Source organism: Chryseobacterium sp. PMSZPI (genome assembly GCF_002835665.1).
Taxonomy (GTDB): domain Bacteria; phylum Bacteroidota; class Bacteroidia; order Flavobacteriales; family Weeksellaceae; genus Chryseobacterium.
In genome coordinates, this window is record NZ_PIZV01000070.1 from 1 (window position 1) to 14401 (window position 14401).

Sequence of the window (14401 nt, forward strand, 5' to 3'; positions counted from 1 at the left end):
AATCTTCGCAGTGGTAAAAAGAGAGGAACCTTTTGTAAATTTAACAAGATATAATTTGCACATGTCTTAGAATACACGAATAAAAAAGGTTTTGTTATTTTATGTGTCTATGTTGTTTAAAAATTATAGACTTACAAATGTTGGGGGACACAAAGGACGCAAAAGATTTTATATGCTTTATGTTTTAAGGCGCAAAGATTTTATCTCCGATAAAATTGTAGCAGTATATTAATCTCAATTTCCAACTTGAGTCAGTATTAAAAATCAACCATTGAAGTCAAAGAGCGGAATAAAATCCAACCATTAAGATACCTTAAGCCGTTAAGATTTATTAAGATTAAGGATTTATTTCACAACGAAAAAGACAGCGGGCTAAAAAAAACTTTTTAAGCTTCTACTGATCCGGCTCAAGTATTTCTATAATCTTAATGGTTTAGATTCTAACCCAATAATTTATTTTTCAGTTTATTAAACTGATATTCTATTTTATCCAGGCAAAGATTCCCTAAACTTCCCTGATGGGTATAATCAAGATCTCCGGGTTCAAACTCAAATTCATTGTTTTCGATCTCCTGCCCTACTTTTACATAAGCGTCACGGAACGAACTTCCATTTTTCACTTCTTGATTAATCTTCTCTACACTGAAAAGATATTTATATTTTTCATCCTCAAGAATTCCATCTTTAACCTGGATATTCGGTAAAGTATAGCTTACAATTTCCAGACATTCTTTTAACGAGTCGATGGCAGGGAAAAGAATTTCTTTGGTTAACTGTACGTCTCTGTGATATCCTGAAGGAAGATTATTTGTCAACAAAATAAGCTCATTCGGTAATGCCTGGATTCTGTTGCATCGTGCACGAACCAGCTCAAAAATATCAGGATTTTTCTTATGAGGCATTATGCTGCTGCCCGTGGTAAATTCTTTCGGGAAACTGATGAAGTCAAAATTCTGATTTAAATACAGACAGACATCATACGCAAATTTAGCCAGCGTTCCTGCCAAAGTCGCCATTGCCATCGAAAGTAATTTCTCAGATTTTCCACGCGTCATCTGAGCATATACCGAATTATAATTCATCGACTGGAAACCTAAGTTGTATGTCGTGCTTTCACGATTAATTGGGAAAGAGGAACCGTAACCTGCCGCCGAACCTAATGGGTTTTTGTTGATGATATTCTTCGTTGAAAACAACATTTCAACATCGTCTAACAAAGCTTCTGCATAGGCTCCAAACCACAATCCGAAAGACGAAGGCATGGCAATCTGCAGATGGGTATACCCAGGAAGCAGAACATTTTTATGCTGATCTGCCAATTTGATTAAAATCTGGAAAAACTCATCTGTCAATGCTGTTATTTCACGGATCTCATCCAGAAGATACAATTTAATATCCAATAAAACCTGATCGTTTCTTGATCTTGCGGTATGAATTTTCTTTCCTGTATCTCCCAATTCTTCAATGAGAATCGCTTCTATCTGAGAATGGATATCCTCAGCTTCTTTATCAATTTCAAAACTACCATCTTCAATTTTATCAAGGATTGTATTTAAGACATATAACATTTGCCCGGATTCTTCCTGAGAAATAATCCCTGTTTCTGCCAACATTTTACAATGGGCCATTGAACCTTTAACATCATATTTCGCTAAACGTTCGTCGAAGTCAAGATCTTTTCCTACGGTAAAGTTGTTGACTAATATATTGGTGGCAAGGTCATCCTTCTGCCATATTTTTTTCATAACATATGATTTATTAATTGGTTTTGACATGCCCAGCAAAGCATCCTTATTATTAACTATAAAAAACATTTCCTTATTTAAAGTCTTCATTTCTAATGGTAATTTTTGCATAAATCTTTATTAAAAACATCAACTTTGCTGCCTGCTGAGCGTAGTCAAAACATATTTTATATTGTCGGAAGCCTGAAGCTGGATGCTGGATGCTGGAAGTTAATAATAAACCGCAATAACTTCCCTTCTTCCTTCTTCCAGCCTTCTTCCTTTTTATAACACTTTTTCTAAAATCCGGATATAGATTTCTATCCCTTCCTCTATTTCATTGATATAGATGAATTCATCCGCCGTGTGAGAGCGCCTACTGTCTCCGGGCCCCATTTTCACCGATGTACATGGAATAATGGCCTGATCTGAGGATGTTGGCGAACCATAGGTTGTCCTTCCGATTTCAAGACCTGCTTTTACAAACGGGTGATCCATTTCAATTTTTGAGGAATTCAGCCTGAAAGACCTCGCCGTAAGGGTAGATTTCATTTGAGACTGAATGATTTCAAAAGCTTCCTGATTGGAATACTCATCCGTTACCCTTACATCCAATGTGAAGTTACACGATTCCGGAACAACGTTATGTTGTACTCCTGCATGAATTCCTGACAGCGTAATTTTAACTTCGCCCAGATATTCCGAAACTTTTGGAAATTTAAAGTTTAAAATATTCTGCAAATCCTGCATACATTTCACAATCGAATTGTCATCATTAGGATGAGCGGCATGAGAAGGAGTACCTTTCATTTCTCCATCAATCACCAAAAGACCTTTTTCAGCAATCGCTAGATTCATCTGCGTGGGTTCTCCTACAATAGCGAGTTCTACGTTGGGTAGCTGCGGAAATAAAGCTTCGATTCCATCAAATCCTGAGATCTCCTCCTCTGCCGTCAAAGCAATAACTAAATTATATTGTAAATCTTCTTTATGATAAAAATGTAAAAAAACCTGCGCCATAGAAACGAGAGAAGCTCCTGCATCATTACTTCCCAGTCCGTACAATTTCCCATCCTTTTCTACAGGTACAAACGGATCAAGTGTGTAGGCTTTATTAGGCTTTACCGTATCATGATGGGTGTTTAATAAAACAGACGGTTTGAATACGTCAAAGTTTTTATTCACTGCCCATATATTATTTTTAAAGCGCTTAGTCGGAATCTGATGTTTTTTAAAAAAGTTCTCAATTTCTACCGACGTATTGAATTCATCTTTACTGAATGAAGGAATCTCAATCAAATTTTTAAGCAATCCGACCGCATTATTCAATAATTCTTCTTTATTATAAACAGATTTCAGTTCCTGCATGATGATTCTCTATATGGTTTTTTAATTCTGTTTCTTTAATCAGAAACACTTTATCTACATTATTTTTTATCGCTCCGAGAGCGTTTTCAAGTTTAGGCAAAATCCCTTTGTGAAGTTTTCCTTCTTCCTTTAATACGGTAAATTCTTCTTCAGAAACCGTTTTGATTAACGATTCAGGGTCATTCACGTCTTCCAGCACTCCTTCCTTATCAAAGCAGTACAATAATTCCACTTCATATTTTTCAGACAATGCCTGCGCCATTACAGAGGCAATTGTATCGGCATTGGTATTGAAAAGATTTCCTTTTTTATCATGTGTAATCGCTGAGAATACAGGAATAAGATCCAGTTTAATCAATTTTGAAAGCAGCTTTCTATTCACACTTTTTTTATTGATATCTCCTACAAATCCGAAATCAATTTCAGGATGTTCTCTTTTTTTTGCCTTGATCAGATTTCCGTCTGCACCTGAAAACCCAATGGCATTGCATTTTTTCTGTTGAAGCTTTTCTACAATCTTTTTATTGATTCCCCCGGCATAAACCATTGTTACAATATCCAATGTTTCCTTATCTGTAATCCTCCTTCCATTGATCATCTTCTGCTCGATTCCCAGCTTATCAGCCAAAGTCGTCGCTAACTTTCCTCCGCCGTGCACAAGAATCTTTTTTTCTTTGATATCGGAAAACTGATCTAAAAACTGATCCAGTAATCGTTCATCATCAATGAGCGCTCCGCCTATTTTTATGATGTATATTTTCTGTTTCATTTTTATTTTATATTAGAACTGATAGGAATAGATTCCTATCTTGGGTTAAATCGTCCCTTTGGGACTCATTTTTGCTATCCTTGTCAAGGTTTAGAACCTTGACAAGGATAGCAAAATTTCACTGAAGACGGCTTGCGCTGAGAAAATACGATTCTTTGCCTGTTGATAAATAATTGAATTTTCTCCATCCATTACTTCATCGCTTAATTCAACATTACGACGAACCGGCAGGCAATGCATTACTTTTGCACTATTCGTGTTCGCCAGTTTTTCGTTGGTCAGCATCCAGTCTCCTTTTACTTCAGGCATCGCGGCATAGTCGTCAAAAGATGACCAGTTTTTAACATAAACAAAATCCGCATCTTTTAAGGCTTCATCCTGATCATGAATCACTTTTGTATCTTTTGTAAAAGCAGGATCCAGGTCATACCCTTCCGGATTGGCAATCACCAGCTCAACATCCATCTCCTGCATCCATTCTGCAAAAGAATTTCCTACGGCATGGGCAATCGGTTTGATGTGCGGCGCCCAGGTAAGAACTACTTTTGGCTTGTGATCTTTTTTCCAGTTTTCCGTAATGGTAATACAGTCTGCTAAACTCTGAAGCGGGTGACGTGTTGCTGATTCCAGGGAAATAACAGGTACTTTCGCATGTTTTTCAAACTGGCTCAGAATACTTTCATTCACATCATCTTCTTTACCCTTCATTCCTGCGAAACAACGTACAGCAATAATATCGCAATATTGATTCAAAACTTCAATGGCATCTTTGATATGTTCTACCGTATCCCCGTTCATTACTGCTCCGTCAGCAAATTCAAGATTCCAGGCTTCCTGGGCTGCATTTAACGTTAAAACATTTAACCCTAGGTTTTGAGCTGCAATCTGACTGCTTAAACGGGTTCTTAAACTTGAATTTAAAAATACAAGTCCGATGGTTTTTCCCTTTCCTTTTTCTGTTTCAGAAAGTGGGTTTGCTTTAATTTCTAAAGCTTTTTTTATGATTTCCTGTAAGTTTTCAACATCACTTACAGTTGTGAATTTTTTCATTTTAAAATTGATTTTAAAGATTTTGTTTACCCATTAATTGCTAATTCAACCACAAAAGGCACAAAAGTTTTTATTCAAACGCTTTAGAACACTTAAGTAAGTTTACAATGAAACTGTATATAAAGTTCATATAAGAAGAAAATCAAAAATTTTCAAAAACTTAAGTGTATTCCTTAACCATTTAGTAGTTTCTTAAAATCACTTAAATGTTTAAACTCTTTTGTGGCTTTTGTGGTTAAAAAATTTTGAAAGCTAGTTACCCTGTTTAGATTCCTACGGAATGACAAGTATTGCGTTAGAGATTTATGCTTCCTTTCTCATTTTGTACTTAACCTTCTTAGTCTTTTAATCTTTAATGCTCTCCAACACCATTTTTAAAGCATTGATGAAAAGATCCGTTTCCTCTTTTTTGATATTCAATGCCGGAAGAATCCTTAAAACACTCTTATCATTGGAGTTCCCGGTGAAGATATGATGATCAAACAGCAAGCTTTTCCTTACTTCTGAACAATCTCTATCGAGTTCTATCCCAATCATCAATCCTTTCCTTCGGATTGATTTAATATGTGGTAAATCTTTAATTTCGTTTTCAATGTACTCGCCCATTCGTTGAGCATTTTCGATAAGATTTTCATCCTTCATTACATCCAACACAGCAATTGAAGCGGCACATGCCAGGTGATTCCCTCCGAATGTAGTCCCCAGTAAGCCATTGCTAGCCTCAAATTTCGGATGAATCAAAACACCACCAACAGGGAAACCATTCCCCATACCTTTTGCTGTTGTAATAATATCCGGTTCAATTCCGAATTCCTGATGTGCAAAGAAATATCCGCTTCTTCCGTACCCTGATTGTACCTCATCCAGAATCAAAACCGTGTTATATTTTTCACACAGATCTTTGATTTTTGATAAAAATTCCGGTGTTGGAATCATAATTCCACCTACACCCTGAATTCCTTCGATGATTACGGAAGAAATTTTATTTCCGTGGAGTTCGAAAGTCTTTTCAAGCTGCTCAATATCATTCCATTCCGATTTGATAAATCTTTCTGAGAAATTGACAGGGGCAACAATTTTTGGATTATCCGTTACTGAAACCGCCGCAGAAGTTCTTCCGTGAAATGAACCTGAGAAATACAATACTTTGTTCTTTCCATTATGAAAAGAAGCCAGTTTCAATGCATTTTCATTAGCTTCGGCTCCTGAATTACACAAGAAAAGATTGTAATCTTCATATCCTGACAGTTTTCCAAGCTTTTCTGCGAGTTCCGTCTGCAATTCATTCTGAACGGAGTTGGAGTAGAAAGAAATTTTTTCCAACTGCTCTTTCAGCTTAGTCTGATAATGCGGGTGGTTATGCCCGATAGAGATTACCGCATGACCTCCGTAAAAGTCAAGGTACTGTTCTCCTTTATCGTCCCAAAGGAAAGATCCCTGAGCTTTAACCGGGTTTATATTGAATAATGGATATACGTTGAATAAATTCATTTTTTTGTTTTTTTATTATTCTTTTGTCTTAAAACAAAAGAAACAAAAGTTCAAGACCTGGAAACTTCCGCTAAAAATTAGTTCTATTCACTAAAAATTCTAAAACTTGTGCGAATTCGAAATTAGTTCTTCGATTCTGTATTTATCTCGCACTTCGAACAGTAGAATTTTCTTAACGTTCATAGAATTAATTTTCTTAACGCTCCATTTTCCTAAGTCAGATTTGATTTAAAATTCAAAATTGGTTGATTAACCTTTTAAAATGCTATCGGTTTTAAGTGTAATCCGGCATTTTCTTCCCAGCCCATTGCGATATTCATATTCTGTACCGCCTGTCCTGAAGCACCTTTTAACAAATTGTCAATCGCTGAATGAATAACGGCAACATTTCCACTCTTTTCGATCTGAATCACACAGCGATTCGTATTGACAACCTGCTTTAAATCAACCGCCCTCGGACTTACCGTCACGAAAGGCTTCCCTGCATAAAAATCCTGATACAATTGTTCTATTTCCTCCAATTTCATTTCCGTCTTCATGGTGGAACTTGTAAAAATCCCTCTTGCAAAATCTCCTCTCCATGGAACAAAGTTCAGGCTTACTTCTTTATTATTATATGAAATCAACTGTTGTAAAATCTCATCCACATGCTGGTGGGTCAAGGTTTTATAGGCTGATATATTATCATTTCTCCAGGTAAAATGCGTCGTGGCCTGTAAAGACTGTCCGGCACCTGTGGAACCTGTAATTCCTGTGGTAAAAACCTCGTTCAACAGTCCTTTTTCCGCTAACGGCAGTAATGCCAACTGAATTGCCGTCGCAAAACATCCAGGATTGGCAATACTCTTCGAGCCTACCAATTGTTTTTTATGTATTTCCGGCAATCCGTAGATAAAATTTCTGTTTTCAAAATTTCCATCGAGACGGAAATCATTTCCAAGGTCAATGACCAAAGTTTCATCCTTAACTGGATTTTGTGTTAACCAATTTTGACTTTCCTTATGGGGAAGACAAAGGAAAAGAATATCAACCTCTTCTGTCTGATTGGTTAATACCTGATCACAAACCGTCGTTAAATCCGGGTACAAATCCGATATTCTTGTTCCCGAATTCGAACGACTATATAAAAAACTCAATGTCACATAAGGATGGAAAGCCAGTATACGAATCAACTCGCTTCCTGTATAACCATTGGCACCAACTATTCCTATTGTTTTCTTCATGCTTTAATCTGATAGGACAGCATCCTATCTTGTATTAAATCGTTCCTTCGGAACTAATTGATATTTTGGTTAATCTGGTGATATATATTCAAAGAATTGCTTACAATCTTGGTATATCCTTTTACATCTTCTCCCGTCCATGCTCTGTTGGCTTCTCCATAGCTTCCGAATTGATCAGACATCAAATCGTGATCAGATTCAATTCCATTTAAAACAAATCGATATGGATGAAGGGTTACAAATACTTTTCCGCTTACGGTTTTCTGAGAATCCGTTAAGAAAGACTCGATATTTCTCATTACAGGATCCAGGAAAAGTGCTTCATGCAGCCAGTTTCCGTACCAGTCAGACAACTGGGACTTCATCATTTGCTGATATTTTGAAAGCGTATGTTTTTCCAATAAATGGTGTGCTTTGATAATAACCGAAGCAGCCGCAGCTTCAAACCCTACTCTTCCTTTAATTCCCACAATGGTATCTCCAACGTGAATATCGCGACCAATTCCGTAAGCAGAAGCTAACTCTTCAATTTTTTGAATGGCATATACAGAGTGTTCAAAACATTCACCGTTCACAGCAATCACTTCTCCGTTTTTAAATTCAACTTCAAGCTCTGAAGGCTGAGTTTCTTTTATCTGAGAAGGAAAAGCTTCTTCCGGAAGATAATTTCTTGAGGTTAAAGTTTCCTTTCCTCCTACAGAAGTTCCCCAAAGACCTTTATTGACTGAATATTGAGCTTTATGGAATTCCATTTCATAGCCATGGCTTTTCAAAAACTCAATCTCCTCTTCACGGGACAAAGCCATGTCACGGATTGGCGTAATAATCTCTACATCAGGACACATCACCTGAAAAATCAGATCAAAACGAACCTGGTCATTTCCGGCACCTGTACTTCCGTGGGCAATAGCATCTGCATTCACCTCCATCGCATATTTTGCAATTTCCTGAGCCTGAATCGTACGTTCAGCACTTACAGAAAGAGGATAGGTATTATTTTTCAATACATTCCCGAAAATCAAATACTTCACACATGAATTATAATAATCCTCCTGAGCGTCCACGCACCTGTATTCCTTTACCCCAAGATTTAAAGCTTTTCTTTCCAACTCTTTTTCTTCTTCTTTCGAAAAACCTCCGGTATTTACAGTAACTGCGTACACATCATACCCTAGTGTTTCACTAAGATATTTAGCACAATAGGAAGTATCCAAACCTCCGCTAAACGCTAAGATGACTTTCTTGTTCATTGTTATATTTAATTTCTGGTTGCTTATGGGCAACACCGTTTACTTTATTATTATCAGGAACGAAAAGCATTGCTGTACAAAGACAGTTTTTACGCTCCTTCATCATTAAAATTTCATAATTCACACAGTTCTTACAACCGTTCCAAAACTCTTCATCCTGAGTCAGCTCAGAATAAATAACCGGCTTATATCCTAAATCACTGTTGATTTTCATTACCGCAAGACCTGTTGTTAACCCGAACACTTTTGCTTCCGGGTATTTTTCTCTAGATAACTGGAAAACTTTATGCTTGATCTGAGTCGCTACTCCCCCGTTCCTGAATTTCGGAGATACAATCAGTCCCGAATTGGCTACAAACTTCCCATGTGACCAGGTCTCTATATAACAGAAGCCTACCCACTCTCCGTTTTCAGTGGCCACCACAGCATTGCCCTCTGAAATCTTTTTACTCAAATATTCGATAGAACGTTTTGCGATCCCCGTTCCTCTACGCTGTGCAGAATCATACATTTCCTGCTGTATTTCACTCACATACATTAGATGTTCGCATGAGGAAATTTCTATTTCCATTTATTTATCTAAATTTTTTGGCAAATTTAAAATATATTTTCTTTTAAATGCAAATAAAAAAGATATTTTTTTTGTTTTAAAAAATTACACAGGTAAAATTATCTTTGCGCAAAAATGTATATTTGCTAATTTATTATATATTTGCTAAAATACTATAGTTATGGAAAATACATGTCCTAAATGCAACAGTAACAAAGTGGTAAAAAGCGGGATCATTAACGAAAAGCAACGCTTTCACTGCAAAAACTGCAACTATTATTTTACCGTAAAAAAACTGGGAAAACAGATTGATGATTACTATGTCACTAAAGCATTACAGCTTTACCTGGAAGGCTTAAGCTATCGTGAAATCGAGAGAATTATCGGCGTTTCTCATGTCACCATCAGCTCATGGATCAAAAAATATAACATTACGAGACCACCCCATTCTGAATTTCACCCTGTCTATAAAATCCTCAAACAAAATGAACTTATCGAGTATATTGCTCAAGAAGAAAATATTAAAAACTCCGGGATCATCATTACTCAATTTGCAGACAAGTACATGCTGATTAAATGGGAAAGGTTTAAGAAATAGACAAATAGAGAATAGACGGATAGATAATAGACTTCACAAAAAGTTTTTCTATTTTTTTCTATATACCTATAGTATTACCATTAATATATATTAAATTTTCGTAAATAAATTATTAATTACAATTTGGCTTTCACAAAAAAGAACGCCAAAAATTGATAATTTATGAAGAAATTACTTACATTTATTGGAGTGGCTCTAATCAGCGGATCCTTATATTCGCAAGGTTCTCCAGATTATGGCAGCGGATTAAAAATTAACCTTAATCCTGCCGGAGATAAATTTATCAGATTTATTCTCTGGGATCAACTTTGGTTACGAAACACCTCTATGAATCCCGGAAGTATGGTAGGAGGTGAGCCTACAGACAACTCCTGGAGCATCGGGAACAGACGATTACGCGCTCTGACCTATGCACAGATCTCCAAAAGATATATGATTCTACTTCATTTTGGGATCAACAACCAAACTTTTATCAATGGCGGAGCAACAGGAACCACAGGCACCGGAGGATACGGAAACGGAAAGAAAACTCAATTGTTTTTTCATGATGCCTGGAACGAATATGCAGTTATTTTACCTGGAGAAGCCGGAAAATTCAGTTTATCTTTAGGAGCAGGACTTCATTACTACATGGGACTTTCCCGTATGACCATGGCTTCAACACTGAATTTCCTTACCATCGACTCGCCTGTTTTCTCATGGCCCCTTATCGATAATTCCGACCAGTTTGCAAGACAGCTTGGAATGTTTGCCAAAGGAAAATACGGAAAACTTGAATATCGTTTTAGCTTAAACAAGCCATTTGCCACAGATCTCACCCCTGTTAATGTCACCGATCCTTCAAAAGCTGTTGCGGTAGACAACAACGGAAACCCGAGCTTTTCAAAGGCAGGATATGTTGAATATCAATTCCTTGACGAAGAATCCAACACACTTCCTTTCAAGGTAGGATCGTATCTGGGAACTAAAAAAGTGTTTAATGTAGGAGCCGGATTCTATCATCAGGCAGACGGTACTAGAACATCCGTGAATTCAAGTATTGAAAAACATGACATCACCCTTTTCGCTGTAGATGCATTCGCAGACATTCCGCTCGGAGAAGCAAAAAATAAAATGGCAGTTTCCGCTTACGCCGGATATTACAACTATAATTTCGGTCCAAAATATATCAGAAATCTTGGAACTATGAACATCGCAGCTTCTGATCCTAATTTTATCGGTAACAAAGCTATTGCAGGGGCCGGAAATCTACAACCTACTATCGGAACAGGTAATGTTATCTACGCACAGGCCGGTTTGCTATTGCCAAGTCAGGCTGAAAAACCAAAAATCAGAATACAACCTTTTGCAGCGTATACCCATAAAAGCTTCGAGGCTTTTGATAAATCATCTTCTCAATTCGATGTAGGTGCGAACTGGTTTATTGATGGGCACCATGCAAAAATCACAACCCAATATTCAACAAGGCCGGTTTATACAAGCCCTACAGAAAGTCCTTCTTCAAAAGGAGAATTTATTGTACAGTTCCAGATTTATTTATAAAACAATTTAAACCATTAAGAAAGTGAAGATTTTAAGAGAAGTTAAGCTTCATCAAAGATGAAAAATAAGCGTGCAGCTAAAAACAGTGTAAGCTATCATCTTAATTATCCTTAACTACTTAAAGAATCTTAATGGTTTGAAAAAATAAACAAGTATTTATTTATAAAACAATTTGAACCATTAAGAAAGTGAAGATTTTAAGAGAAGTTAAGCTTCATCAAAGATGAAAAATAAACATGCAGCTTAAAAAGCGTAAGCTACCACCTTAATTATCCTTAACAACTTAAAGAGCCTTAATGGTTTAAAAATAAATTTCAAATTCTCAACAATTTCGGATGAATTAAATATCATTTTCCACTAACCTCAAAATCAATCAATATGAGCGAAAATCACCACGAAAGCTACGAAAATATGACCGACCGACAGAAAAACCGCACCATCTGGGGCGTTATTACTGCCTCTTCACTCGGCACCCTAATCGAATGGTACGACTTCTATATTTTTGGAAGCCTGGCTGTTGTTCTGGCCACTAAGTTTTTCCCGGCAGACAATCCCACGGCAGCGTTTTTATCTACATTAGCCACTTTTGCCGCAGGATTTGTGGTAAGACCATTTGGGGCTTTATTTTTTGGAAGACTCGGAGATATTATCGGGAGAAAATACACCTTCCTGGTTACTTTATTAATTATGGGGTTTTCTACATTTCTGATCGGATGCATTCCCAGTTATGAAACCATAGGCTTTATGGCTCCGGTTTTAGTTCTTATTTTAAGACTTTTACAAGGATTAGCACTTGGAGGCGAGTATGGAGGTGCAGCCACTTATGTTGCCGAATATGCCCAACCTCATCGAAGAGGATACTGGACGTCATGGATTCAGACTACCGCAACCGCAGGGCTTTTCATTTCACTGATCGTTATTTTAATTACCAAAACCACTCTCTCCGCTGAAGAATTTGATACCTGGGGATGGAGAGTTCCTTTCTGGATTTCTATTTTAATGGTTGCCGTTTCTTACATCATCAGAAAAAACATGAAGGAATCTCCTCTTTTTGCGAAAGCTAAAAGTGAGGGAAAAACTTCAAAAAATCCTTTAAAAGAAAGCTTCGGAAATAAATACAATTTTAAATTCGTTCTTCTGGCACTCTTTGGAGCAGCGATGGGACAAGGAGTCATCTGGTACACAGGACAGTTCTATGCAATGAGCTTCCTTCAAAAAGTAATGAATGTAGAATCTGCTCAGGTAGATTCCCTGATGGCTACGGCCTTATTTTTAGGAACACCGTTCTTCGTATTTTTCGGCTGGCTGTCTGATAAAATTGGTCGAAAAGCAGTAATGATGACAGGTATGCTGATTGCCATCCTCGCCTACAGACCCATTTATGACAGCATGTTCAAAAGCGTTACCCTCGAAAGTAAAACGATAGCCGCTAACGGAATCACCGAAAAAAGAACAGCAAAAATTCATAAAGATATTGCGACTGACAGCCTGATTACCTTCCATAAAGAGACTTTGTATACCGACGGAACATTAATCAAGAAAGACAGCATCACCCATTGGTCTCCTACCGGACCTGTTATGAAAGATGGAAAAGCGGAAGAACCAAAGGTTTCACAAAGCTTAAAATTAAGTGATGACACCAAATGGTATCTTATCTTTTTAGTATTTATTCAGGTGATTTTTGTAACCATGGTTTATGGCCCTATTGCGGCGTTCCTGGTGGAAATGTTCCCGGTAAGAATCCGCTACACCTCAATGTCTTTACCGTATCATATTGGAAACGGGGTATTTGGAGGACTTCTTCCGGCAGTAGCTACTTATCTTGTCACCACAGGAAAAGATGCAGGTCACGCCACTTGGTATCTTGAGGGACTTTGGTATCCAATCGGAGTGGCTACGGTATGTCTGATCATCGGATTGTTTTATCTTAAAAATAAGAACAATAATCTTCATGATTAAACACTGAATCAATCAAATTTTTATTAATTTTAAAACTACTAAAATGAACGGACTAAAAAAAATATTAGGTATTCTCTGGATTGCCATCGCGGTGGTGGTAGGATATTTTGGAATTACAGTACTGGGAATCCCAAAGATTTCTTCAGGAAAACAGGAGGATCTGGTTTTCGGGATTATCATCCTGTTTGTGTTGATGCCAATTATCTCAGGCGGATTAGCTGTTTTTGGTTATTATGCCTTAACGGGAGAGTATTCTGACGACAAAATATAATATTAATAAGATGAACGAAGCTGTCTGAAAAGTGTCACACTGAGTGAAACGCACTGCAACGAAGAATCTAAAAATCAATATGAAAACATTAGGAACTCATAATTATTATGTTTATATACTGACCAATAAGGTAAAAACAGTATTGTACACAGGAGTTACTAATAATTTGAAAAGCAGATTATATTGGCACAAAAACCCTGAGGCTATTGAAAAAAGCTTCACATCAAAATATAAATGCTTTTATTTAATTTATTTTGAATATTTTGATAACATTGAAATAGCAATAGCCAGAGAGAAACAAATAAAAGGTTGGACCAGAGAAAAAAAAGAGAATTTGATTAAAGAATTCAATCCTAATTGGAAATTTCTTAATGAAAATATAGAATGAGATTCTTCACTACACTGCGTTTCGTTCAGAATGACACAGAACCCTAATGGGAAAATAAAACAAAAAGATTAAATATTGTAGTCTGTCATTCTGAACGAAATAAAATGGAGTGAAGAATCTCAAATAACTAATTTTCAATAAGATTATTTCTTCGTCAAAAGCCTAATGAAATGGTTTAAAGAAGGCATGACAAAAATCAAATAAATTGACTTTTCGGG

13 protein-coding genes are annotated in these 14401 nt (G+C 36.8%); 5 read left to right on the forward strand and 8 right to left on the reverse strand.

Annotation, left to right across the window (positions count from 1 at the left end; all coding sequences use genetic code 11):
* Positions 1–440: 440 nt before the first annotated feature.
* From argH to CW752_RS13780, 8 genes are all read right to left on the reverse strand, one after another.
* Entirely contained in the window at positions 441–1745 is a 1305-nt protein-coding gene (gene argH, locus CW752_RS13745) for an argininosuccinate lyase (protein WP_101240412.1), read from the reverse strand.
* A gap of 264 nt (positions 1746–2009) precedes the next feature.
* Positions 2010–3092 carry a M20 family metallo-hydrolase gene (locus tag CW752_RS13750; protein WP_101240273.1) on the reverse strand — a complete coding sequence of 361 codons (1083 nt, stop codon included), beginning with the start codon at positions 3090–3092 and terminating at the stop codon, positions 2010–2012.
* Positions 3067–3861, reverse strand: coding sequence for an acetylglutamate kinase (argB, locus tag CW752_RS13755; protein WP_101240274.1), 795 nt, complete (start codon positions 3859–3861; stop codon positions 3067–3069). The genes CW752_RS13750 and argB overlap by 26 nt, the downstream gene beginning before the upstream one ends.
* A 90-nt stretch (positions 3862–3951) precedes the next feature.
* Positions 3952–4911 carry an N-acetylornithine carbamoyltransferase gene (locus CW752_RS13760; protein WP_101240275.1) on the reverse strand — a complete coding sequence of 320 codons (960 nt, stop codon included), beginning with the start codon at positions 4909–4911 and terminating at the stop codon, positions 3952–3954.
* Positions 4912–5256: 345 nt separating this feature from the next.
* The gene (locus CW752_RS13765; protein WP_101240276.1) at positions 5257–6402 is read right to left on the reverse strand and encodes an aspartate aminotransferase family protein; all 1146 of its coding nucleotides are present in this window, start codon (positions 6400–6402) and stop codon (positions 5257–5259) included.
* 257 nt (positions 6403–6659) lie between these two features.
* Positions 6660–7625 carry an N-acetyl-gamma-glutamyl-phosphate reductase gene (argC, locus tag CW752_RS13770; protein WP_101240277.1) on the reverse strand — a complete coding sequence of 322 codons (966 nt, stop codon included), beginning with the start codon at positions 7623–7625 and terminating at the stop codon, positions 6660–6662.
* Positions 7626–7678: 53 nt separating this feature from the next.
* Complete coding sequence (locus CW752_RS13775; protein WP_101240278.1) at positions 7679–8875, reverse strand: argininosuccinate synthase; 1197 nt, start codon at positions 8873–8875, stop codon at positions 7679–7681.
* Positions 8847–9446 (reverse strand): GNAT family N-acetyltransferase, encoded by a 600-nt coding sequence (locus CW752_RS13780; protein ID WP_228401781.1) that lies wholly within the window; start codon positions 9444–9446, stop codon positions 8847–8849. The genes CW752_RS13775 and CW752_RS13780 overlap by 29 nt, the downstream gene beginning before the upstream one ends.
* A gap of 160 nt (positions 9447–9606) precedes the next feature.
* Between CW752_RS13780 and CW752_RS13785 the strand changes: the two genes are divergently transcribed.
* From CW752_RS13785 to CW752_RS13805, 5 genes are all read left to right on the forward strand, one after another.
* Positions 9607–10023: a helix-turn-helix domain-containing protein gene (locus tag CW752_RS13785; protein WP_101240279.1), complete on the forward strand. Its 417-nt coding sequence runs from the start codon at positions 9607–9609 to the stop codon at positions 10021–10023.
* A gap of 162 nt (positions 10024–10185) precedes the next feature.
* Positions 10186–11565 carry a porin gene (locus tag CW752_RS13790; RefSeq protein WP_101240280.1) on the forward strand — a complete coding sequence of 460 codons (1380 nt, stop codon included), beginning with the start codon at positions 10186–10188 and terminating at the stop codon, positions 11563–11565.
* 378 nt (positions 11566–11943) lie between these two features.
* Positions 11944–13524, forward strand: a complete 1581-nt coding sequence (locus tag CW752_RS13795) for an MFS transporter (RefSeq protein ID WP_101240281.1) — start codon at positions 11944–11946, stop codon at positions 13522–13524.
* Positions 13525–13567: 43 nt separating this feature from the next.
* On the forward strand, positions 13568–13795 hold the full coding sequence (locus tag CW752_RS13800; protein ID WP_027372730.1) for a DUF6814 family protein: 228 nt from the start codon (positions 13568–13570) through the stop codon (positions 13793–13795).
* Between the two features lie 79 nt (positions 13796–13874).
* On the forward strand, positions 13875–14183 hold the full coding sequence (locus CW752_RS13805) for a GIY-YIG nuclease family protein (protein ID WP_101240282.1): 309 nt from the start codon (positions 13875–13877) through the stop codon (positions 14181–14183).
* Positions 14184–14401 lie beyond the last annotated feature (218 nt).

What these genes read in the sequence shown, in the direction of transcription:
- CW752_RS13780 (WP_228401781.1), bottom strand. Translation starts at nt 9,446, where the DNA reads ATGGAAATAGAAATTTCCTCATGCGAACATCTAATGTATGTGAGTGAA.
- CW752_RS13765 (WP_101240276.1), bottom strand. Translation starts at nt 6,402, where the DNA reads ATGAATTTATTCAACGTATATCCATTATTCAATATAAACCCGGTTAAA.
- argH (WP_101240412.1), bottom strand. Translation starts at nt 1,745, where the DNA reads ATGAAAAAAATATGGCAGAAGGATGACCTTGCCACCAATATATTAGTC.
- CW752_RS13800 (WP_027372730.1), top strand. Translation starts at nt 13,568, where the DNA reads ATGAACGGACTAAAAAAAATATTAGGTATTCTCTGGATTGCCATCGCG.
- CW752_RS13785 (WP_101240279.1), top strand. Translation starts at nt 9,607, where the DNA reads ATGGAAAATACATGTCCTAAATGCAACAGTAACAAAGTGGTAAAAAGC.
- argB (WP_101240274.1), bottom strand. Translation starts at nt 3,861, where the DNA reads ATGAAACAGAAAATATACATCATAAAAATAGGCGGAGCGCTCATTGAT.
- CW752_RS13805 (WP_101240282.1), top strand. Translation starts at nt 13,875, where the DNA reads ATGAAAACATTAGGAACTCATAATTATTATGTTTATATACTGACCAAT.
- argC (WP_101240277.1), bottom strand. Translation starts at nt 7,625, where the DNA reads ATGAAGAAAACAATAGGAATAGTTGGTGCCAATGGTTATACAGGAAGC.
- CW752_RS13790 (WP_101240280.1), top strand. Translation starts at nt 10,186, where the DNA reads ATGAAGAAATTACTTACATTTATTGGAGTGGCTCTAATCAGCGGATCC.
- CW752_RS13750 (WP_101240273.1), bottom strand. Translation starts at nt 3,092, where the DNA reads ATGCAGGAACTGAAATCTGTTTATAATAAAGAAGAATTATTGAATAAT.
- CW752_RS13795 (WP_101240281.1), top strand. Translation starts at nt 11,944, where the DNA reads ATGAGCGAAAATCACCACGAAAGCTACGAAAATATGACCGACCGACAG.
- CW752_RS13760 (WP_101240275.1), bottom strand. Translation starts at nt 4,911, where the DNA reads ATGAAAAAATTCACAACTGTAAGTGATGTTGAAAACTTACAGGAAATC.
- CW752_RS13775 (WP_101240278.1), bottom strand. Translation starts at nt 8,875, where the DNA reads ATGAACAAGAAAGTCATCTTAGCGTTTAGCGGAGGTTTGGATACTTCC.